This is a genomic window from Vibrio sp. 1874 (assembly GCF_033344395.1).
GTDB lineage: Bacteria > Pseudomonadota > Gammaproteobacteria > Enterobacterales > Vibrionaceae > Vibrio > Vibrio alginolyticus.
The window spans coordinates 49,380-71,785 of record NZ_JAWPOR010000013.1; the positions used below are offsets into that span (position 1 = coordinate 49,380).

Below are 22,406 nucleotides of genomic sequence, written 5' to 3' on the forward strand. Positions count from 1 at the left end.
TCGAAAACATTGATTTTGATCAATAAAGATTGGCTAGCGAACAAGAAGAAATCGATCTTATTGGCGTTGATCTCAGTTGCGAAGAAAACCATGAAAATTGCAAAATTGGTACTAAATCTACTTGCTATTTTTGGAGGTCTTGTAGGATAAAGGATGGAAAGGAATACGCTAAAAGATAGGAGTGCAACAGGCCAAAATGCGATCACTTTTTGTTACGTTAATATTACTTTTTAGTTCTCTTTCATTTGCTCAAAACTCCATCAATCTAACCAGTTGGAACATAGAATGGTTATCTATAGATGGTGGAAAAGTGTCGAGAACACCACAAGATTTTGAAAAACTGACCCACTATGTGGATAAAACACAAGCCGACATTCTTGCTTTTCAAGAAGTCGAAAGTGCTGCTGCCATCCAAAAAGCCGTTGGCAATGACTTCACTATTTATCTTTCCGATCGTTCAAACGCCTCCAACCGACACCTTCAGTTTAACGACACCAACCAATACACAGGCTTTGCCGTGCGCAATGGCGTAAGCGTATTAGACAAGCCAGACTTCTCTATCACACGAGGCAACAGCAAGCTGCGCTTCGCGAGCTACCTTGTTTTAAATCCAAACCAAGAAAACGAGACTCACTTACTCTCTGTACATCTGAAAGCGGGTTGCAGTGGCGCGTATCGTAATAACCGCGATTGTAAGATAGTGAAACAACAAGGACAGGCACTAGCTAAGTGGATAAAGGCGCGCGAGGACAACAAACAACATTATGTCGTGCTTGGCGACTTTAACCACAACTTGGGTTATCAAGGAGATTGGTTGTGGGACGTGATATCGGACAATACTAGTGCAAAGCTAGTGACTAAAGACACTAAAGCGGAATGTAAAGTGCGCTCTAATCGTAATCCGAATAAAACCCACCAATTCCGCTCGGTGATAGACCACATCATTGCGAGTGGTGATTTAAAGGCGTCGTCTGGTGTTCAAACCGTTTTCAAAACACAAGATGTACTCGACTATAAACTGAGTGACCATTGCCCGGTTTCTACGACACTCACTTTTTAGCGTTTAAGTACTATTTTTAACGTTGAAGTACTTTCTTTATTGACGAACCACTCTTTTAGCGGTGAATGACCCAGCCGCCATTGCCACTATAAAGAGCAGAACTTGTGTGTTGCCAGTGAAAAGGCTGGCAACCGCAGGACCAGGACACACACCCAGTAACCCCCAACCAATACCAAACAGTACAGCACCACCGACTAACTTTTTGTCTATCGCTTTAGAAGTTGGGCATACAATCTCATCACCAAACACAGATTCGCTTCTTGGCTTTATTAATAAAAGATAAGCTGGGACGAACACCGCAAGTGCTCCGCCCATTACAAAGGCTAAGCTTGGATCCCATGCTCCAGTAATATCGAGAAAGCCAATCACTTTTGCCGGTTCAGCCATACCAGAGACCACCATACCAATACCAAAGAGCACACCAGAAAATGCAACAACGGACATTTGCTTAATACTTTTCATTACATGAGTTTTCATAACGGCACTATTCCTCACGATACTAGCAAGACGGTTAACATGGCTGTGGCCATAAAAGTACACGTCGCGACCACAGAACGGATTGAGAAACGCCCTATCCCACAAATGCCATGACCACTAGTACAACCATTGCCGATACGCGTACCGACACCGACTAACAAGCCAGCAACGATAACTAAAACAACAGAACCGCTGTACTGTTCTGGTACATGCCCGCCAAGAACATAAACAGCAAACACGCCACCTAATACCATCGCAATTAAAAAAACAATGCGCCAAACGCGATCTGCGTTCTCAACGGCACCGTTTAAGATCCCACTGATCCCAGCAGTCTTGCCAGTAAATAGCATCAGTGTTATCGCTGATACGCCAACTATTATGCCGCCCAACAGCGACATCCAAGGAACTTCAAACATAGCAACCGCCAAACTAATTACTTACAGAAAACTTGCTTAAAGGCCTCAACCAGCGGACCAACTCTTTCATCAGAAATTGAATAAAATACCTGCTGAGAAACTTTTCTAGCTTTAATAATGTCGTGCTTTCTCAATACGGTGAGATGTTGTGAAAAAGCAGATTGGCTTAATGATGAACCTTCAAACAGTTCACCGACCCCTTTCTCGCCTTCAATCAGCTTACACATCACGATTAGGCGCTCTGGATGAGCCATAATTTTAAGCAGCTCACTCGCTTCGGTCGCACTTTGTAGCATACTGTCGCCCATTCTTATGCCTCTTCATTACTACATTACTACATTACATTTTATTAGATATTACTAATTAATATTATTAAGTCAATGCTAATGTAGATTAAATAACATTAGACTTAGCTAATTTATTTAAGTAAGGTGTAGGCGTTTTCGATCATTCAGCAGGAGAAATCCATGAGCAAAATCGTGATTATTGGTGGGGTTGCTGGCGGTGCATCTGCAGCAGCTCGCGCTCGTCGTCTTAGTGAAGACGCAGAAATCATTATGTTTGAACGCGGTCCATTTGTGTCATTTGCAAACTGTGGCTTACCCTATCACATTGGTGGCGATATCCAAGAGCGCAGCAAACTGCTTCTTCAAACGCCTGAGAGCTTTCTAGCGCGTTTCAATGTTGATGTCCGTGTGATGAACGAAGTGGTTTCTATTAACCGTCAAGACAAAACGGTTACGGTTAACAATTTGCTTGATGGCTCGGAATACCAAGAGAGCTACGACTTTCTTCTACTTAGCCCTGGCGCAGGTCCAGTTGTGCCGCCTATTCCGGGTATTGATAACCCGTTAACACACTCGCTGCGCAATATTCCAGATATGGATCGCATCATTAAAACGATCGAAACCAACAAAGTTGAACACGCTACGGTCGTTGGTGGTGGTTTTATCGGTTTGGAAATGATGGAAGCCTTCCACCAGCTAGGCATAAAAACCACATTAGTTGAAATGGCGGATCAAGTGATGACGCCCGTTGACCGTGAAATGGCTGGCTTCGCACATGCTGAAATTCGTGAGAAAGGCATCGACCTTAAACTTGGCGTCGCACTTGAGTCGGTGAAATTCGTACCTAACGAGCACGTGGCAAGTTTCGACTCTGGTGAAAGCGAAAAACACCAACATCTAGAAGGTGAATTGGAATTAACACTAAACAATGGTGAAAGACTCACCACCGATATTCTGATTATGGCAATTGGTGTTCGCCCCGAGACCAAATTAGCAAAAGAAGCTGGCTTAGAAATCGGCGCTCTTGGTGGTATTTATACCAATGAATACATGCAAACCAGCGATCCTTCGATCTACGCTGTCGGCGACGCGGTAGAAGAGAAAGACTTCGTGACTGGCGAGCAAACTCTAGTGCCACTTGCGGGCCCGGCAAACCGTCAAGGCCGAATGGCAGCAGACAACATGCTTGGCCGCCAAGAAACTTACCAAGGTACGCAAGGCACGGCGATCTGTAAGATCTTTGATTTAGCCGTCGCTTCTACTGGTAAAAACGAGAAACAGCTGAAACGTGAAAACATCGCTTATGAAAAAGTGTATGTGCATACAGCAAGTCACGCGAGTTACTACCCAGGTGCAGAAACTGTGTCGTTCAAAATGTTGTTTGATCCAGTAACAGGTAAAATACTAGGTGCGCAAGCAGTAGGTAAAGACGGTGTTGATAAACGTATCGACGTAATGGCAGTTGCTCAGCGTGCTGGTATGACGGTAGAGCAACTGCAACACCTCGAGCTAACTTACGCGCCACCTTATGGCTCTGCTAAAGATGTAATTAACCAAGCGGCGTTTGTGGCAAATAACATCATCAAAGGCGATGCGACCGCGATTCATTATGATGAAATGGATTCACTGACAGAAGACCAACTGTTACTTGATGTTCGTAATCCTGGTGAATTGGAGTCCGTTGGTTATCTTGAAGGTGCAATTAATATTCCTGTCGATCAACTACGTCGTCGCATGCACGAACTTCCTAAAGACAAAGAGATCGTGATTTACTGTCAAGTTGGGTTACGCGGTAACGTAGCATACCGTCAGCTGGTCAACAATGGTTACAAAGCCCGCAACTTGATTGGTGGATACAGAACACTCAAATTTGCTCGCTTATAACTTGATAATAAAAAGAGAAAACCTTGTGCTTGGTTTTCTCTTTTTTTGCAGGAAAGAAAGCGTAGATCATTCACCTTCAATTGCCAAACGGACTGCTGCTTGAGCATGGATAGAAGTGGTATCGAGTAGTGTAACATCGGTGTGACTTTGGTTTACAAGTAAGGCAATTTCAGTGCACCCGAGAATCACAGCTTCAGCTCCGTGCTCTTTTAGTTTTTCAATAATTTGCAAGTATATCGTACTTGACTCCTCTTTGATTTCACCTTGGCATAACTCTTTATAAATAATGTTATGTACTTTAGAGCGGTCGTCTTGATCGGGAATGACGACATCAAGCCCATAACGGTCGGAAAGCCTTCCTTTATAAAAGTCTTGCTCCATTGTGAATTGAGTACCAAGGAGTCCGACCTTTTGAACCCCTTTCTCACGAAGTAACTCAGCAGTCGCGTCTGCGATATGTAGTATGGGGATATTAATACTGGCTTCAATTTGAGGCGCAACTTTGTGCATTGTGTTAGTACAAATAAGAATGAAGTCAGCGCCCCCTTTTTCTATTGAAGATGCAGCATCAGATAGAATGCTTGCCGTTTCTTCCCATTTACCTTGATGTTGAAGTTTCTCTATCTCCGAAAAATTCACGCTATACATACAAATTTTTGCGGAATTTAAGCCGCCTAACGTCTCTTTGACTCCTTCGTTGATCAATTTGTAATAACTAAGCGTCGACTCCCAGCTCATACCACCTAGAAGACCGATAGTTTTCATATAACTCTCCAATCGTTATACACCACCGTGCCAGGGGTGTTTTTACAAAAAAAATCAGCCACTTAAATAAGCAGCATTCAAGCGTCTTCACTATTGAGCATTGGGTAACACGAAAATAAAATCATTCCCACAAGGACCGCTACGCGATTCTCATATATCCTCGCAATATCGTTACTGCATTTCCAGAAAGCTTAACGTGCTCAGTGCTTAACAACTCTGTATGGACGACCCCACTTCTCTCGGAGGCTTGGAAGCCTTTCAGTTGCTTTTTGTTGAGCTCTTTAGCCCAGTAAACACATAAAGCGCAATGTGCAGAGCCTGTAACTGGATCCTCATTAACACCTACCCAAGGCGCGAAGTATCGAGAGACAAAATCGGCGTCAGTACTTGATTGAGCAGTGATGACGACGCCACGGCCCTATTGTTTAAGCAGCGCACCAAAATCAGGGTCGAGCTGTTCAAGCACAAATTCATCATTAATGACGATCAACTGCTTATTATCAAACTGACCGTAGGCGACTACATTGGCGGCATCTAGCCCCAAGCCATGAAGTAAGTCTTTGTTAATACTCGCTCTCATATCTAAAGTTGGCGCAGGAAACACCAAATGAATTTCTTCATGATCGAGTTGTGCAGTTAAAACCCCAGATAGCGTAACGAACTCAATCGTATCTCCAGTATTATATAACCCCTGCTCTTTCAGAACGTGCGCCGTTGCAAGTGTGCCGTGTCCACACAAAGCAACTTCCGTCCTCGGTGTAAACCAACGAAGTTGCATTGTATTGAGTGACAGAAATGCCGTTTCAGATAACGACATCTCGGCCGCGATGGCCAACATCGTTTCCTCATCAAGGCTTGACTCTGTGATACAAACACCCGCGGGATTACCTTTGAAAACCTCTGATGTAAACGAGTCAACCTGAAAAATTTTAACTTCCACGAAATATCCTTAAGTTCTATCAAACACGTAATTCTGTATCACGTGATTTTTAATATCTGTTGTTTGAGCGAAAAAAACCTATGAAATTTTCTACCAACCTTATAGGTCTTGTTGGAAGCGCTAACAAACAGGAGAATGTAGTTAATTATGCAAAACGTAAAAAGCCATCATCAATGTGACTCAATTGGATATCTTATCGGAGTTTTCGGCGTTTCTTTAGTTCTAATATGGATTGGTATTTATAAATTCACACCTACAGAGGCCAAGCTTATACAACCGCTCGTTGAAAATCATTTTCTGATGAGTTGGTTGTATGATGTGATGTCAGTTCAAGCCGTATCAAACATCATTGGCGCAACAGAAATCATTGTCGCTATTGGATTAATCGTTGGCCTTAAAAACACACGAGTCGCTTATTTTTCTGGCATAGCCGCCGCAATTATTTTTCTTGCGACACTCAGCTTTCTAATTACGACACCGAATACATGGAAAGTGTCTGATGGGGTTTTGGTGACAAACTTCTTTTTAGTAAAAGATATTCTATTTTTAGCCATTGCGATTAGCGTCATCGAACGAAACAAGCCAAACAGAGAATAACTCTAAATAGTTCGAAATCTTGTTTTTCCAGAAAGTAGCCTGAAAGGTGCAAACGACTTACAAGTCGAAACAAGTCGAATGGTTCTGTCAATAACTCTAAACAAAGGCTCTTAAATTTAGAATGTTTAAGAGTCTTTGCCTCTTAATTATGCGAAACAACATCTTAGCGTAAAGTGAAAAGAAAAGCCTTTTACTCTACTGCTAAGGTTTATTGATACTTTGCCGAAGTAATGAACTCACCGAATGTCTCGCACCATACAACAACCGTATTGTATTCAGAAATTGAAGTGCTTTGAGGAACCTCAACAACGAAGTTATCGAACGTTTTTACATCACCAATTAAGCTCATTTCAGATTTAAGGTCATTAAACTCTTGTTCCGTTTCGACAAACTTAGGAGATAGATAGAGTTTATAGTCTGGTCCGGGAGCGAGTTTTCCTACCAACGTAATGACTTCAGAACTCAAATGAATCTCTCCCTCTCCCCAATGAAAAGCATCGCTACCTTTGAGTTCCCTCTTAAACACTGCGCTGTATTCTGCACCTTGCTTGCTCTTAGCAACTTGTTCATCGGTCGGCGCAGGTGGTGCAATAAGGATCGGTAAAGTATAGATACCTATCGCAATGCCAATAGAAACTGCCACTAAGTGACTGATTGTTAATTTAATTATATTTTTCAAGGTCATAAGCATCTTCTTATTAGTTTTACTACTTGAAATTAGATTCAAATCGGCCTTATCTGTCTATTATCGAGCAGCATAATGTCATTAACATTATACACAAGCTATGCGCACTAAATGCAGACTGAGCGCAATTAAAAACGGCTGATAATTAATATCAGCCGTTTGCTTATCGGAAATGTCGTTGTGCCGGTTTGGTCACTATTCCGCTTCCACCAAAGCGATCTTATCGGATGTCGATTTTTCCAATTTTATCGCAATAAACTTAGAGGTTGGCGTAAACGTTCTATCCCCATAACTGTCCAAAGGAACTAATGGGTTTGTTTCTGGATAGTAAGCCGCCGCCTGACCTGCTGGTACATCATAGGCAACAAGCGTAAATCCGCTCACACGGCGCTCAACGCCATCTTCCCACAATGACACCATGTCCACTTTGTCGCCCGGTTCAAAACCGAGTTTACGAATATCCGCTTCATTGATAAACAGCACTTCGCGCATACCAAATACTCCACGATAACGGTCATTCAAGCCGTAAAGTGTCGTATTGTATTGGTCGTGTGAGCGCATGGTTTGCAAGATCAAATCTGGCTTTTGGCCTTTTTCGAGTATCGCTTCGCTGATCAACTGTTTCGGCAACTCACTAGAGCTGAACTGTGCTTTGCCGCTTGGTGTATTCCATCGACGCTCAGCAGCTGGGTTTACCAAGTGGAATCCACCCGGGTGTTTGAGCTTATGGTTAAAGTCGGTAAAGCCCGGAATCGTGTCGGCAATCAAATCGCGAATACGGTCGTAATCTTCAATCACCCACAACCAATCAATTGGTTTTGCCCCGAGTGTAGCATTGGCAATACCTGCAATAATCGCTGGTTCTGAACGCAAATGCTCCGAACGCGGTTTTAGCTGACCAAATGAAATATGTACCATGCTGAAGGTATCTTCAACCGTCACGCCTTGTGGGCCAGTCGCTTGCTGATCAATCTCAGTACGGCCTAAGCATGGAAGAATAAGCGCATCTTTACCTGTGACAAGGTGAGAACGATTTAACTTCGTCGAAATGTGTACGGTTAAATTACAGTTTCGCATCGCGTTGTGCGTACGTTCTGTGTCTGGCGTTGCTTGTGCAAAGTTACCGCCCAAACCGATAAATACTTTCGCTTGCCCTTCTTCCATCGCTTTAATGGCTTGCACAGTGTTGTGGCCTTCACCGCGCGGGACGGCAAAGTTAAATCGACTTTCAATGCGATCCAACAACAGATCTGAAGGTTTTTCATCAATGCCCATCGTACGGTCGCCCTGAACGTTACTGTGACCACGTACTGGTGAAAGACCCGCGCCCGGCTTACCAACGTTACCTCGTAACATTTGCACGTTTGCGACTTCTTTAATGGTTGGTACAGAGTGACGATGCTGAGTCAACCCCATCGCCCAACACATGATCACACGTTCTGCACGTCGATACATGCTCGCCACCATCTCGATTTCACTTAAATCAAGACCCGATTGTTCCGTGATGTGTTCCCAAGCGGTTGCGTCCACTTCAGCCAAATAGTCATCTATACCTATCGTGTGCTGCTTGATGAATTCACGGTCAAATACCGCTTTGCCACCGTTTTGCAATGCCTCGCGTTCCCATTGCAACAAGAATTTCGCGATGCCACGAAATACTGCCATGTCTCCGCCCAAAGCAGGACGCAGGTACGCCGTGTTTGTAGGCTCTGAGCCGTTACTCAACATCTCAATCGGCATTTGTGGGTTTTGGAAACGCTCTAATCCGCGCTCTTTCAGCGGGTTTAGACAGATAACCTGAGCACCACGTTTTACCGCTTCGCGCAGAGGTTCAAGCATTCGTGGGTGATTCGTGCCCGGGTTTTGACCAATCACAAAAATCGCGTCGGCTTCTTCAAAATCATCAAAGATCACTGTGCCTTTACCAACGCCAATGGTGTCTTTCATCCCGATTGCACTGGCTTCGTGACACATGTTGGAACAATCTGGGAAGTTGTTGGTACCGAATGCGCGCACAAATAGCTGATATAAAAACGCCGCTTCGTTGCTTGCACGGCCAGAGGTATAAAACTCAGCTTGGTGTGGTGAATCCAATTGATTGAGATGTTTCGCGACAAGTGCAAAAGCCTCATCCCAAGAGACTGGCACGTAGTGATCGGATTCAGCATCGTATCGCATTGGGTGCGTGATACGGCCTTGGTATTCCAACCAGTAATCGGTTTGAGTTGAGAGAGAAGAAGCGCTGTGATTGGCAAAAAACTCAGGATCAACCAGACGATTGGTCGCCTCCCAGTTTACCGCTTTCGCGCCATTCTCACAGAAATTGACTTTACCACTATCTGGCGACTCACCCCATGCACATCCCGGGCAGTCGAAACCGCCATTTTGGTTGGTTTTGAGCATAGTGCGAATGTTTTTAACTGCATTTTCACTGCCCCACCAACTTCTGGTTACGGCTTTCAGTGCACCCCAACCACCAGCTGGACCTTTGTATGCTTTTATTTGTTCTTTTTGGCTCACGACTTTACTCCTCGCAGATATACCAGCAAGCAGGGTGCCCGTGAAAACAAGCGCGTTATTTATTGAGATAATGCGGAAGTATTGAAGGGCTTAGTTTCTAATCCATGTATTTTTTAATCCAAATAAGTAACCACTCAACATGCTCTCAACTGTCCGAGCGTTTACTTATCTAGATTCTTGATATCGGATACCCGCCTACTGTTTCTATGACTGGTAGATTCAATTCGCATTGTTGCGTCTTGATCTAAATCAAAGATTAAGTCGTTATTCAATATGCGTCCAATTGATAATCCTGACCGAGTGATAAACAAAATCTATGACGAATTTTTCCACTGACGGTCATCACATTTTTAATCAATACAATTTATGAGGTTAATCGTTTTCCCATTCGATTCCACCTAGTTCGCTTAACGAGCTCAATAAAATCGGTACTCTTGATAATAGATAATATCTATCACACTATAGATACTTTAAATTTGACCCTAATTAATATCAGGAATAGCCTTGATTCAGATCAATTTTGAGTGTGGTTTTATTCTTGACTTGGTTTTGGTTTTTCATTCCCCAGTTAAAACGCTCCAGCGCTTAAAAAGTACGGTAGTGCTGTGCCCTTTTTAGGGAGTTCCCCCGTACATGTGACTCACAACGCAAGGTTAACAAGCCATTATGGATATCAAACAACTTAAATATCTCATCGCACTTGAACAGACCAAACACTTTGGTCAAGCCGCCGCATTGTGCCACATTACGCAGCCTACTTTGTCCATGAGAATCCGAAGCTTAGAGGAAGAGCTCGATCTCGAATTAATCCAAAGAAGTCAAAGATTTGAAGGATTTACTGAAGCCGGAGAACGCATTTTAGCTTGGGCAAAAACCGTCTTAGCAGCTCATGATGGATTGCAAGCCGAAGCCGCCAACTGCCGTGGTCAGTTGGTAGGCTCTCTTCGGCTTGGAATGGTGCCACTCGCCAGCCAAAACCCTATGCAATTGCTCAAACCATTAGCTCAACAGTTCCCTGAGTTACGCTTTCAAATACTCTCCATGACGACCGAACAGATCATAGACCAACTCAATCGCAATCAACTTGATTTGGGGATGTGTTATGTCGATCAAGTCAACACCGCTTACTTCGATGTTATCGAACTAGATTCAACCAAACTTGGCGTTTTATTCGATGAGCGTCATTTTGATTTTGCCGAATCTGAAGTGTTGTGGGAGTCACTCAATAACATTCCGCTAGGGCTGCTTTCGAAGGGCATGCACTATCGCCACTCCATTGATCTTAGCTTTGTGAGTAAAGGGCTGGTTCCGCAAACCGTCATTGAAAGTAACTCCACCTTTCACTTGATCCAAGCAGTAGCCAGTGGCCTTTGTTGCGCCATTATGCCGCTGAATTGTGGATTGGAAGAGTTGAACGATACGCTTCGCATTATCCCTATCGAAGAAGCCGCCGTTCACGCCCCTCTAGGTTTGTTAAAGCGAAAACAAGAACCCTTCTCCGCGCTAACCGATCAGTGCTTCGCAGAAGCAAAAAACATATTCAATCGATAACAAGAATCCACACGTCAATTTTTGGCATACATAACGGCTTATGAGGTGATTTCATGAGATGTACTACTCAATCTTATTTAGAACTGTCCGATTTCAATCAAGCACCACCTCAACCAAGTGCGTTCAATTACCGAGAATTGATTGATGGCCGCCCAGTGCAACAAATGTCGCTGGCGAGTGAATCCGCCTTAGCTATCAGCTATAACGGCATTAGCCAAGCGGTCATGATGGTGACGCCAGGCCATCTGGAAGACTTCGTGAAAGGATTTAGCCTAAGCACAGGCATCGTCCACGATTTCAAAGAGATTAAAGACATTGAAATTGGTGGCGATCACGAATCTCACTATGCGGAAGTGGAAATCAGCAACCGCGCTTTCTGGGCGTTAAAAACACAGCGCCGAAATCTTGCCGGCACAACCGGATGCGGCATTTGTGGTGTAGAGGCTCTGGAACAAGCTTTGCCTGATTTGGCACCGCTAACACCGTCTCTTCCTCCGCGCTCCGATGTATTCGAAGGGCTGCGAGACAAAGTCGCACTGCATCAAGAAGCCGCACGTGAATCTGGCGCGTTACACGCCGCTTTATTTGCAGATTTACAAGGCAACATCAAGTTGTGCCGAGAGGACATCGGCCGTCACAACGCGCTAGATAAGTTGATTGGCGCATTGACCAACAATCACATCGAGCCTCAAAGTGGCTTCGCAATCATGACAAGCCGTTGCAGCTTGGAGTTGATCCACAAAGCCGTTCGCGCGCGTATCCCCACTCTGGTTTGCTTATCTGCGCCTACAGCGTTAACTGTCGAATGGGCAAGAAGAAACCATTTGAACCTAATTCACTTGCCAAAACACGGCTCGCCGCGTCTATACAGCCCCGCGCCTTAACACGTCAACCTAATCGAATTCATAATATTTCTAACGGAGACCTCTGGGTCTCTGTTGTTTGCTTCTCGTTCCCAATTGATACTTAGCGACAAGACACTATTCTCTCCAACCAAACGTGCTCACCCCTTGTCAGCACTAAGCTTGCGTATATTAACCTGCTTGCATTTGAACGCTTTCCAACCCGATAAGAACCCTGTCAAAAACCCATAAATTAGTAAGGATTTTGTGTGACTCTTTTCACGCTTTTCCGCCTTCCTAGGCATTTCTAGGAATTTTTCCTAGCCGATCTAGGCAACCATCTCATGTGCCTTACAAAACCACTCTCTAGAATTCCGCTCAGTCAAAGGTAACAAGAGCGCATAACGGCCGCCGTTGTGTTTCTAAAACAATTACAAGAGAGTTCATCATGTTAAAATTCCTCGAACAGGTGCGGAAGCCGACCCTCGATCTTCCTGTCGAAGTTAGAAGAAAGATGTGGTTTAAACCGTTCATCCAATCTTACTTGGTCGTATTCATCGGCTACCTAACCATGTACTTGATTCGTAAGAACTTCAATGTCGCGCAAAACGACATGATCTCAACTTACGGTTTGAGCATGACAGACCTAGGTCTTATTGGCCTTGGCTTCTCCATCACATACGGCATCGGTAAAACCGTTGTGTCTTACTACGCTGACGGTAAGAACACCAAGCAATTCCTCCCTTTTATGCTGATCCTTTCTGGTCTTGCAATGCTTGGTTTCAGCTTCAGCATGGGCGGCGGTAGTGCAAGCCTGTTCTTGATGGTGGCTTTCTACGCTCTAAGTGGTTTCTTCCAAAGTACTGGTGGCCCTTCTAGTTACTCAACCATTACAAAATGGACACCTCGTAACAAGCGCGGCTCTTACCTAGGCTTGTGGAACATGTCACACAACGTTGGTGGTGCGGGCGCAGCGGGTGTTGCTCTTTTCGGTGCCAACTACCTATTCGACGGCCACGTAATCGGCATGTTCGTGTTCCCTTCTATCATCGCGATCATCGTTGGCTTTATCGGTATGCGCTTTGGTAGCGACTCACCAGAAGCTTACGGTCTAGGTAAAGTAGAAGAACTTTTCGATGAAGCAGTGAGTGAAGAAGACACCGCCGCTGAAGAAAACCAGATGACCAAAAAAGAAATCTTTGTTGAATACGTTCTTAAAAACAAAGTTATCTGGCTACTTTGCTTTGCCAACATCTTCCTTTACATCGTGCGTATTGGTATCGACCAATGGTCAACGGTATACGCGTACCAAGAACTTGGTCTGTCAAAAGAAACGGCAATCTCTGGCTTTACTCTATTCGAAGTCGGTGCGCTTGTGGGTACTTTGATGTGGGGTTACTTATCTGACTTAGCAAACGGTCGCCGCGCATTGGTTGCTTGTGTGTCTCTTGGTTTGATCATCGTATCGCTTGAGTTCTACCAACACGCCACTAGCGAGTTCATGTACTTAGCCTCTCTATTTGTATTGGGCTTCTTGGTGTTTGGTCCGCAACTTCTTATCGGTGTTGCCGCGGTTGGTTTTGTCCCTAAAAAAGCAATCAGTGTAGCTGACGGAGTAAAAGGTACATTCGCTTACCTAATCGGTGACAGCTTCGCGAAACTTGGTCTCGGTATGATTGCAGACGGTACACCTATCTTCGGCTTAACAGGTTGGAAAGGTACCTTCGCAGCCCTAGATACCTCCGCCATGATTTGTATTGTTTTGCTTGCTTTCGTCGCTATCGCGGAAGAGAAGAAGATTCGACACGCGAAGAAGCTTCAACTTGCACAAAACCAAGCCTAACTTCTCTGCGCGCTTTACTTCGGTAAAGCGCGCAAGATCATTAAAAAGCATGGCTCAATTCAGTATCATTAAAGATTTTTCTATTGGCTCCTGTTGGAGCTTATTGTTGTTAGTCGTCTGCTCTATTTGGTTGTAATAATGATTCATGTTGCTCTAGTTGATGATCACGTCATCGTGCGTTCGGGTTTCGCACAATTATTAAATTTAGAAAGTGATATTACCGTTGTTGGTGAATTCGGCTCTGTCGCCGAAGCGCGAAAAGGGTTGCCTGCGGTACACCCACATGTCGTCATCCTAGATATCTCCATGCCAGATGAAAGCGGCTTAAACTTTCTCAGCGAAATACCAACTGGCATTGCCTGCGTGATGCTTAGCGTGCATGACTCCCCTGCGATGGTGGAAAAATCACTAAAGCTAGGTGCAAAAGGCTATCTTAGTAAACGCTGTAGCCCAGACGAACTTATTCAAGCCGTAAGAACCAGTGCTTCTGGCGGCTGTTACCTCACATCAGATATTGCACTTAAACTTGCAACGCCTAGCGACAACACCACCTCTCTATGCCAACTGACAAAACGTGAAAACGAGGTATGTCAGCTACTTGCCAATGGGTTGGATGTGAAGTCTGTCGCGGCAGAGCTTGGCTTGAGCCACAAGACCGTGCATGTTCATCGTGCGAATGCCATCGACAAACTCGGCGTGAAAAACAACGTTGAGCTCGCCAAACTATTTTCTCAAGAGTCCTTTTAATGCGAGCTTATGCTGTTACCACCATTTGCGGACTTTTTGTTATGGCTTGCGCCTGGTTCTGCTTATGGGTGATTGCCTATTACTTTGTCAATGATCCCGAGCTGGCGATCTTATTGTTTCCTTTCGCTTTACGATTAGGTGTCGCCCTTCACACTCGCACCGCTTATTGGCCGACGATTTACCTTTCGGAGTGGGGACTTTCCATCGCACTTGCGATGTTACTGGGTCAACCGCAGTGGCTTACCGTGCTGATTGCGAGCATTGCCAGTATCCCGGTCACACTGATTGCGAAAAAATACTACTACGGTGACCAAAACCGCCACTTAGCCGTCATGGGCATTGTGATCATCATTACCGCCTTCATCAACGTAATGGCGGTCGGATTTCACGTGCCTTCTGTTTACATGGTATGGCTGGCTAGCATTTCTGGAGGCTTGCTCGTGGTGCCTATGTGCTACCTGTTGTGGAGCTACTTGTTCCAAAGTCGTTGGTCTCCGCTTAGCTCTCTCCTACTTAGTAATGCCGTTGTATTTCAGGTGCGTCATATCGTGCTTTATGCGCTGCTTTTGATCGGCAGTATTTTGGTGCAAACCAGTTTGCCTGAAGAGCTAAAACGATTTGCGCCGTTTTGTATGGCGATTCCAATCATCGTGCTTGCTCTGCGTTACGGTTGGCAAGGTGCTCTGCTCGCCACCATGCTCAACAGCATAGCGCTGATTGCGGCTCGTAGCGGCGTATCGAATCTAGAAATCACCGATTTGTTATTATCTCTCTCGGCGCAAACCATTACTGGCATTATGCTCGGTTTAGGGGTTCAGAAACAAAAAGACCTCAATCACAAACTGCGCGGTGAACTTGCGCGCAATCAGAATTTGTCTCGCCAGCTTATCAAAGCTGAAGAGTCCGTAAGACGCGATATTGCGCGCGAGCTACATGACGAAATTGGACAGAACATCACGGCAATCCGCACACAAGCCAACATCATTAAACGAGTGAACAACGCAGAAACACGCGTTGGTTGCGCGGACATGATCGAAGGGCTTTCGCTCAACGTGTACGACACCACTAAGCGACTGTTGAGCAAACTAAGACCCAAAATGCTGGATGATTTGGACTTAAAAGAATCCGTCGAGCAACTGACGCGAGAGATGGAATTCGCCAATCACGGAACAACTGTTCAACTGAACTGGCAAGGCGATTACACCAGCCTGAGTGACACACTCAAAGTAACCCTATTCCGTTTATGCCAAGAGTCATTAAATAACGCAGCCAAGTACGCAGAAGCGCAGTTGATCAATATTGAACTGACAATTGGAGAAGCTGCGGTGTCACTGATGATTCACGATGATGGTATCGGTTTCAAAGTTCAGGACAGCATGAAAGGCATGGGCGTTCGCGGCATGCAAGAACGTGTGCACGCGTTAGGTGGAAAAATGGTTATCTACTCCACCAGCGATCAAGTGATCGGCACACAAATCAGCATTACTTTACCTAAGGTGTAACTCAAGATGTTTGGATTTTTACGTTCACCTAAATTTACTCAACCGAGTCTGAGCAACGAGCAAATCGACCAGCGTTACCGCCATTGGCGTTTGCACATTATGTTGGGGATGTACATCGGCTACGCAGGTTTCTATTTTACCCGTAAGACCTTTAACTACGCAGCACCAGCGATGATCACCGACCTTGGCTTAGATAAAGGCGATTTGGGTCTTATCGGTACATTTTTCTACATCACCTACGGCTGCTCGAAGTTTATTTCTGGCACGATTTCGGATCGCTCTAACCCTCGTTATTTCATGGGATTAGGATTGATTGCGACAGGTCTGGTCAATATCGCGTTCGGTTTTTCTAGCTCACTCGCGGCTTTCATTACTCTGTGGATCTTAAACGCCTGGTTCCAAGGCTGGGGCTGGCCTTCATGCTCCAAGCTGTTAACCACTTGGTATTCACGCTCCGAGCGTGGCTTCTTATGGGCGATTTGGAACACCGCACACAACGTTGGTGGCGCGCTGATCCCTATTTTGGTGGGCTATATAACGTTGCACTACAGCTGGCGTGAAGGTTTTATTCTACCCGGCATCATCGGGGTATTGCTCGGACTATTCGTTTGTTGGCGATTGCGCGACAAACCCACAACAATGGGTTTACCAAGTGTCGGCCAATGGCGCAACGACGCATTAGAACTTGCGCAAGAAAATTACGGACGTGGCCTCACCTACCGCGAAATTCTGAAATCGTACGTATTTAACAACAAATACATCTGGCTGCTCGCGTTCAGTTATGTGTTGGTTTACATCGTCCGAACCGCAATCAATGACTGGGGAAACCTGTACTTGACCGAGCAGCATCACTATAGCCTGATTAATGCCAACGCTGCTCTGTCGATGTTTGAAATCGGCGGTTTTGTTGGTTCATTGGTTGCGGGTTGGGGCTCAGACAAACTCTTTGGCGGTAACCGTGGGCCAATGAACTTGCTGTTCGCTATTGGGATTTTCTTATCTGTCTCCGCGCTTTGGCTGATGCCTCTGACCAACTTTGCATTCCAAGCGGCGGGATTGTTCTCCATCGGCTTCTTTGTCTTTGGGCCACAAATGCTGATCGGTATGGCGGCGGCTGAGTGCTCTCACAAAGATTCTGCCGGCGCGGCAACAGGATTCGTGGGCTTGTTCGCCTACATGGGCGCAGCATTGTCTGGCTATCCACTGGCATTAATTCTTGAAGAATATCATTGGACGGGTTTCTTCATCACCATTTCAGTTTGTGCAGCCGTCATTGGCCTTTTGTTGCTGCCATTTTTGCAAGCGCAACCATCACGAAAACCACTCGAACCAAAACCTCGGTTGTAAATCGACTTATCGCCCTCGGGCAAATTGGCGAGTGACCTAACCGCGCTCGCCCTCCTTATTTAACGTATCTCTGCTCAATTTTTCTTCCGATTCAGTTCGGAGGGTTAACTATGGGAAAAATTCATGAATTTGAACACTATTTCATCGCATAGCTTCTTTCAAATGAACAACAAAATCCAAAACTACGCTTGGGGAAGCACCTCTTCTATTCACGATTTGTTTGGCTTTTCTAACGAAACGAATGAGCCTCAAGCAGAAGTATGGATGGGTACTCACCCAAACGGCTGCTCTGAAGTTCAGGTTGAGCAAAACACGCTGCCTTTGTCTGAACTGATCAAACAAAACCAACCCGCTTACTTATCAGCAGAAACCGCAGCAAAATTTGGCGACCTACCCTTTCTGTTTAAAATCTTAGCGGCCGAACACGCACTGTCGATTCAAGTTCACCCAAGCAAGCAAGATGCCGAAATAGGCTTCGAAAAAGAGCAAAGTGCCGGGATCCCACTAAACGCAAGCCATCGTAACTACAAGGATCCAAACCACAAACCTGAGTTGGTGTACGCGCTGACAAGTTACCAAGCCATGAACGGTTTTCGCTCGTATGCCGAGATTATTGAGGCATTTAGCCTTTGCGATATCGATGAGCTACGCGCGCCTCTTGACACATTCAAACGCGAAATCAACTCACAAGGTTTACGCGATTTCTTTGTGCACATTCTTACCATGGAAGGAGAAACAAAAGAGCGAGCACTGAAACAGCTTCTTGCCCACGCTTCACGTCAATCGGAGCAAGGCACTGACAGCGACGTTTTCCAGCTCATCTTGGATCTATCCACTCAATACCCCGGCGATGTCGGCTTGTTTGCGCCATTACTGTTGAATGTCATCACGCTGCAACCTGGCGAAGCGATGTTCCTGAGCGCAAGAACGCCACACGCTTACATTAAAGGAACGGGATTAGAGATCATGGCGAACTCAGATAACGTTTTGCGTGCAGGACTCACGCCGAAACATATGGATGTTGAAGAACTGGTTAAATGCACAGACTTTGTGCCTAAGCCGTTTAACGGCCTTGTTCTAGAACCCAATGCCAATGGTTGCCAAAGCCTTTACCCCGTTCCAGTGGCAGACTTTAGTTTCAGCATTCTTAACGAACCGAACAATGAAGTGATTGAGGCTAACAGCGCAGAGATTTTGATGGCGATTGATGCCGACCTGACACTCATCAGTGATAACGGTGAGACGTTAACCGCCGCGAAAGGACAATCGGTATTTGTTCCTGCTTACGTTGGCCATTACCGTATTCAAAGTGCGGGACGTGTGGCTCGCGCCTTTAACTAACTTCTGGATAACGGATTCAAGCTAGCGTCTGACCCAAGGGACTGGGTTAGACAGCTTATTCCTCTCATAGATTGAGCCTGTCCGGTTTTAAGACACTCATTCTTACACCTTATCGACTCAAAGCCGCTGCGGTCTAAACCATCTAAGTTCTCTAAGAACCATAGATTCCTCTATTCACTGCAACATTCATTGTCAAAACCCATTTATTTCCAGTAAATTCGCCGCTCCAATATCAAATCACTTGGATAATAAAGGCGCTTGCACAGTGGTATTTGTTGCAAAACGTATAATCAACGTTGTAATCAAAGCCTCAATCACTACAATCTCTGGTTCGATTTTTCAGTTAACGTTTGTATGCCGAAGTTAAACCAAGATAACCCTGTTCAAAGCTCCGCCCTTTCCGATATCGAAACCAGCAGTAAGATTCAATCGGCATTAGAACCGAAGTTTCACAAGCCAGAGAAACGTCTCTGCTTAAGCCCTGGCCTATCGGATAAGCATTTGGCGCGCCGTTGGCAAGTATTGGAACAAGTGACCAATAAAGATCATCTTCTTGATCCTTTCACACAGTCACATTGCGACGCTTACTCCAACAACATCGAGCACTTCATTGGTACTGTCAATGTGCCGGTCGGCATCGCAGGCCCTTTGCGCGTCAACGGTTTGTATGCGAACGATGACTTTTTGGTTCCGCTCGCAACGACAGAAGCCGCGTTAGTCGCTTCCTACAACCGTGGCGCAAATCTTATCACCGCCGCTGGTGGCGCGAGCGCATTGTTACTAAGTGAAGGGGTGAGCCGAACACCAGTATTCGCCTTTAATCACCTTGCTGACGCCGGCCAGTTCGTCAGTTGGGTTGTGACCCAGTTTGACGTATTTCGTCAAATTGCGGAATCCACCACCTCACATGGCAAACTCAAAGACATCAATGTAAATATCGAAGGAAACCACGTTTATTTGGTCTTTGAATACGTGACTGGTGACGCTTCCGGACAAAACATGGTGACCATCGCAACAAACGAAGTGTTCCATCATATTTTGGCGACCAGCCCAATCAAACCAACTCAAGCATTCTTGGATGGCAACTTATCAGGCGACAAAAAACCAAACGCGCACACACTGCGCTCGGTACGCGGTAAGAAAGTATCCGCCGAAGTGACCATTCCTGCTGAGTTGGTGGAAAAATATCTGCATACGACGCCGGAGTCTATGGTTCAATTTGGCAAAATGACCACAGTGGGCGGTTTACTCAGCGGGACAATTGGCGTCAACGCGCATTACGCAAACGCGCTTGCCGCGCTGTACATTGCTTGTGGTCAAGATGCCGCTTGCGTTGCAGAGTCTGCCATTGGAATCACTCGTATGGATGTGGACGCTCAAGGCAACTTGTACGCGTGCGTGACCTTGCCAAACATCATGGTGGGGACGGTTGGTGGTGGTACTGGCCTTCCAACGCAAAAAGCATGTTTGGATATTTTGGGTTTGCACGGCAACGGCAATGCGAAAGCGTTAGCCGAAGTCGCAGCTGCGCTTTGTCTGGCTGGCGAACTCTCGATCGTGGGCGCATTTTGTGCCGATCACTTTTCTCGTGCTCACCATAAGCTTGCCCGAAAATAACCTTTGTTGCTTTGTACAAGAGAACATCCGTGTGGTTTTCTCTTGTGCAAACCAATGGACTTTATTTATTGGCTCAATAATTTCTTGAAACTAACTTAAGCCTTAACAAACATACCAATCTCTTGTTAACAGTACTTTAGCTGTCCCCCTTCTATATCCATTGCGATATCTCTGCTTGTTACTCTTCATTGGCCATATTTAATATCAGTATCTTAGAAAAAATAGCATCAAAAACTTCTAGCACTATAGTACCAAATTCATCGTTTGAGTTTTTTGTTCACCACTTATAGCTACTATACTCGCCTATGCAGCTGCTTGATTTTCATAAATTTACTAAACAGCTCAAAAGAGCTTAATAACTCCCGTTAAATGGACTTAAATCGTTACTTCGGGTAAGCGAGTTAACTATGAGACGTCAGAAGCTAAATAAAATCTCTGCTTGGGTACTAGGATTGGCTATCTTATTGCTGAGCCATGTGCCTAATGTATCAGCACAAATACAGCAATCCCCATCCGATCAAACCGTTGCGCGTTTTCTCTATCAAACCTCTTTTGGACCAACTCCTGCGTTAATTAATGAGGTTAGGGAAAATGGGTTAGGGGACTGGATACAGAAACAAATCAACCTGCCAGCAACCTACCATCAACCACTTTATCAAACGCCTTTTTCTAAAGGCCTACAGTCAAACCGAGAAAATGCTTGGTATCAGATTGTTGTTACTGCTGAAGATCAGCTCAGACAGCGAACGGCTTATGCATTGAGTCAGATCGTAGTCGTTTCTCGTTATGGCGGCGTTCTTTCCAGCAAACCTACAGGGTTAGTGAATTACTACGATCTGTTGGTTGAGCATGCGTTTGGCAACTACCGAGACCTGTTGTATGACGTTTCCATCCATCCAGTCATGGGGAGCTATTTGTCTATGCTCGGTAGTGCAAAAGAAAATAGTGCGACAGGAACGCTTCCCGATGAGAACTTTGCTCGAGAGTTAATGCAGTTATTCACTATCGGTTTGTATGAACTCAATTTAGATGGCAGTAAAAAGCTAAACCACGCAACAGGCAAACCTATCCCCACGTACAATCAAACTGATATTCAAGAGCTCGCGCGAGCATTAACTGGATGGAAAAATTCCGACATCGCATTCGTGAAACCGATGCGAGTTATCAGTCAAAGACACGACACCGGCGAGAAGCGATTTCTAGGGAACGTGATCCCATCGGGTCTAACCGCACAAGAAGAGCTTTCAAAAGTGATTGATATGTTGATGTCTCACCCAAATGTTGCTCCATTTGTTTCAAAGTTACTTATCCAACGTTTGGTCAGTTCAAATCCAAGCCCAGAGTACGTCGCGCGTGTTGCTACGATATTTAACAACAATGGGGAAGGAGAAAAAGGCGATCTAACCGCCGTTGTTCGAGCCATATTGCTCGACCCTGAAGCATTAGGGATGACGGATACCCCGCCTATAAAAGTGAAAGAACCGATACTGGTCCTGACTAATTTTCATCGAGCATCAGGTTTTACGGTTAAAGGATCACGTTACGAAGACGCAACAACGATGATGAACATCGCTAATCAAGGGCCGCTTCGTTCTCCTTCCGTGTTTAATTTTTACTCTCCAGACTATCAGCCGTCTAACGAGTTTACGGAGTCTGGTATTAACTCTCCAGAGTATGAACTTCTCAATTGGTCTGTTTATACCGATTTGGTCAACTATATGTTAACCAGCACTCGTAGAGGAGGTGGTGATTCCTACCACTTCGATCTTAACGAGCTTTATCTTCTTCTAGACGATCACCATGCCTTAGTCGAATTGGTTAACGAGCGTTTCTTTGCTGGAACGGCTTCTGCTGAATTGAAAGAGCTCATGCTCACCGCGCTGAATGATTATCGTGAGGACTATGTGCCAACAACAAAACTCGCTCTAGTGATATTTACCGCCATTTCTGGCGACGAATTTTATATTCAGGATTAGGAGTGAATT

The 22,406-nt window shown here is 45.2% G+C and carries 18 protein-coding genes and 1 pseudogene; 12 read left to right on the forward strand and 7 right to left on the reverse strand.

Annotated elements, in window-relative coordinates:
• The first annotated feature begins 196 nt into the window (after nucleotides 1–196).
• On the forward strand, nucleotides 197–1,060 hold the full coding sequence (locus R8N46_RS19245) for an endonuclease/exonuclease/phosphatase family protein (RefSeq protein WP_213972173.1): 864 nt from the start codon (nucleotides 197–199) through the stop codon (nucleotides 1,058–1,060).
• A gap of 36 nt (nucleotides 1,061–1,096) precedes the next feature.
• On the opposite strand, the gene R8N46_RS19250 is transcribed toward R8N46_RS19245, so the two are convergent.
• Genes R8N46_RS19250 through R8N46_RS19260 form a run of 3 tightly spaced genes read right to left on the reverse strand, consistent with a single transcriptional unit; the run spans nucleotide 1,097 to nucleotide 2,261 of the window.
• Complete coding sequence (locus R8N46_RS19250) at nucleotides 1,097–1,537, reverse strand: YeeE/YedE family protein (RefSeq protein ID WP_053307706.1); 441 nt, start codon at nucleotides 1,535–1,537, stop codon at nucleotides 1,097–1,099.
• 14 nt (nucleotides 1,538–1,551) lie between these two features.
• Nucleotides 1,552–1,965, reverse strand: a complete 414-nt coding sequence (locus R8N46_RS19255; protein WP_372058356.1) for a YeeE/YedE family protein — start codon at nucleotides 1,963–1,965, stop codon at nucleotides 1,552–1,554.
• 5 nt (nucleotides 1,966–1,970) lie between these two features.
• Nucleotides 1,971–2,261 (reverse strand): ArsR/SmtB family transcription factor, encoded by a 291-nt coding sequence (locus tag R8N46_RS19260; protein WP_005376206.1) that lies wholly within the window; start codon nucleotides 2,259–2,261, stop codon nucleotides 1,971–1,973.
• Between the two features lie 159 nt (nucleotides 2,262–2,420).
• Between R8N46_RS19260 and R8N46_RS19265 the strand changes: the two genes are divergently transcribed.
• Nucleotides 2,421–4,124, forward strand: coding sequence for an FAD-dependent oxidoreductase (locus tag R8N46_RS19265; protein ID WP_017820173.1), 1,704 nt, complete (start codon nucleotides 2,421–2,423; stop codon nucleotides 4,122–4,124).
• A gap of 66 nt (nucleotides 4,125–4,190) precedes the next feature.
• On the opposite strand, the gene R8N46_RS19270 is transcribed toward R8N46_RS19265, so the two are convergent.
• Nucleotides 4,191–4,889: an aspartate/glutamate racemase family protein gene (locus R8N46_RS19270; RefSeq protein WP_115386653.1), complete on the reverse strand. Its 699-nt coding sequence runs from the start codon at nucleotides 4,887–4,889 to the stop codon at nucleotides 4,191–4,193.
• A 139-nt stretch (nucleotides 4,890–5,028) separates the two neighbouring features.
• Nucleotides 5,029–5,829, reverse strand: a pseudogene (locus R8N46_RS19275) (PhzF family phenazine biosynthesis protein).
• Between the two features lie 147 nt (nucleotides 5,830–5,976).
• Here R8N46_RS19275 and R8N46_RS19280 point away from each other — a divergent pair.
• Nucleotides 5,977–6,426, forward strand: a complete 450-nt coding sequence (locus R8N46_RS19280) for a YkgB family protein (protein ID WP_005376100.1) — start codon at nucleotides 5,977–5,979, stop codon at nucleotides 6,424–6,426.
• Nucleotides 6,427–6,634: 208 nt separating this feature from the next.
• On the opposite strand, the gene R8N46_RS19285 is transcribed toward R8N46_RS19280, so the two are convergent.
• Together R8N46_RS19285 and R8N46_RS19290 are read right to left on the reverse strand one after the other, a co-directional pair.
• Entirely contained in the window at nucleotides 6,635–7,111 is a 477-nt protein-coding gene (locus tag R8N46_RS19285) for a DM13 domain-containing protein (RefSeq protein WP_005376099.1), read from the reverse strand.
• A 195-nt stretch (nucleotides 7,112–7,306) separates the two neighbouring features.
• The gene (locus R8N46_RS19290; protein ID WP_115386654.1) at nucleotides 7,307–9,631 is read right to left on the reverse strand and encodes an FdhF/YdeP family oxidoreductase; all 2,325 of its coding nucleotides are present in this window, start codon (nucleotides 9,629–9,631) and stop codon (nucleotides 7,307–7,309) included.
• Between the two features lie 666 nt (nucleotides 9,632–10,297).
• On the opposite strand from R8N46_RS19290, the gene R8N46_RS19295 reads away from it, so the two are divergent.
• From R8N46_RS19295 to R8N46_RS19335, 9 genes are all read left to right on the forward strand, one after another.
• The gene (locus R8N46_RS19295; RefSeq protein WP_017820178.1) at nucleotides 10,298–11,182 is read left to right on the forward strand and encodes a LysR family transcriptional regulator; all 885 of its coding nucleotides are present in this window, start codon (nucleotides 10,298–10,300) and stop codon (nucleotides 11,180–11,182) included.
• 53 nt (nucleotides 11,183–11,235) lie between these two features.
• The gene (gene fdhD / locus R8N46_RS19300; protein WP_053349912.1) at nucleotides 11,236–12,066 is read left to right on the forward strand and encodes a formate dehydrogenase accessory sulfurtransferase FdhD; all 831 of its coding nucleotides are present in this window, start codon (nucleotides 11,236–11,238) and stop codon (nucleotides 12,064–12,066) included.
• A 406-nt stretch (nucleotides 12,067–12,472) separates the two neighbouring features.
• A complete protein-coding gene (gene uhpT, locus R8N46_RS19305) occupies nucleotides 12,473–13,867 on the forward strand; it encodes a hexose-6-phosphate:phosphate antiporter (RefSeq protein WP_021707729.1) in 1,395 nt (464 codons plus the stop codon).
• A 138-nt stretch (nucleotides 13,868–14,005) separates the two neighbouring features.
• Nucleotides 14,006–14,614, forward strand: coding sequence for a transcriptional regulator UhpA (uhpA, locus tag R8N46_RS19310; protein WP_005388005.1), 609 nt, complete (start codon nucleotides 14,006–14,008; stop codon nucleotides 14,612–14,614).
• Nucleotides 14,614–16,116 carry a signal transduction histidine-protein kinase/phosphatase UhpB gene (gene uhpB / locus R8N46_RS19315; RefSeq protein ID WP_053349913.1) on the forward strand — a complete coding sequence of 501 codons (1,503 nt, stop codon included), beginning with the start codon at nucleotides 14,614–14,616 and terminating at the stop codon, nucleotides 16,114–16,116. The genes uhpA and uhpB overlap by 1 nt, the downstream gene beginning before the upstream one ends.
• Before the next feature lie 6 nt (nucleotides 16,117–16,122).
• The gene (locus R8N46_RS19320) at nucleotides 16,123–17,463 is read left to right on the forward strand and encodes an MFS transporter (RefSeq protein ID WP_115386655.1); all 1,341 of its coding nucleotides are present in this window, start codon (nucleotides 16,123–16,125) and stop codon (nucleotides 17,461–17,463) included.
• A gap of 123 nt (nucleotides 17,464–17,586) precedes the next feature.
• Nucleotides 17,587–18,804: a mannose-6-phosphate isomerase, class I gene (manA, locus tag R8N46_RS19325; RefSeq protein ID WP_115386656.1), complete on the forward strand. Its 1,218-nt coding sequence runs from the start codon at nucleotides 17,587–17,589 to the stop codon at nucleotides 18,802–18,804.
• Between the two features lie 354 nt (nucleotides 18,805–19,158).
• Nucleotides 19,159–20,421 (forward strand): hydroxymethylglutaryl-CoA reductase, encoded by a 1,263-nt coding sequence (locus R8N46_RS19330; RefSeq protein ID WP_115386657.1) that lies wholly within the window; start codon nucleotides 19,159–19,161, stop codon nucleotides 20,419–20,421.
• 407 nt (nucleotides 20,422–20,828) lie between these two features.
• The gene (locus R8N46_RS19335) at nucleotides 20,829–22,397 is read left to right on the forward strand and encodes a DUF1800 domain-containing protein (protein ID WP_042520959.1); all 1,569 of its coding nucleotides are present in this window, start codon (nucleotides 20,829–20,831) and stop codon (nucleotides 22,395–22,397) included.
• Nucleotides 22,398–22,406: the final 9 nt, after the last annotated feature.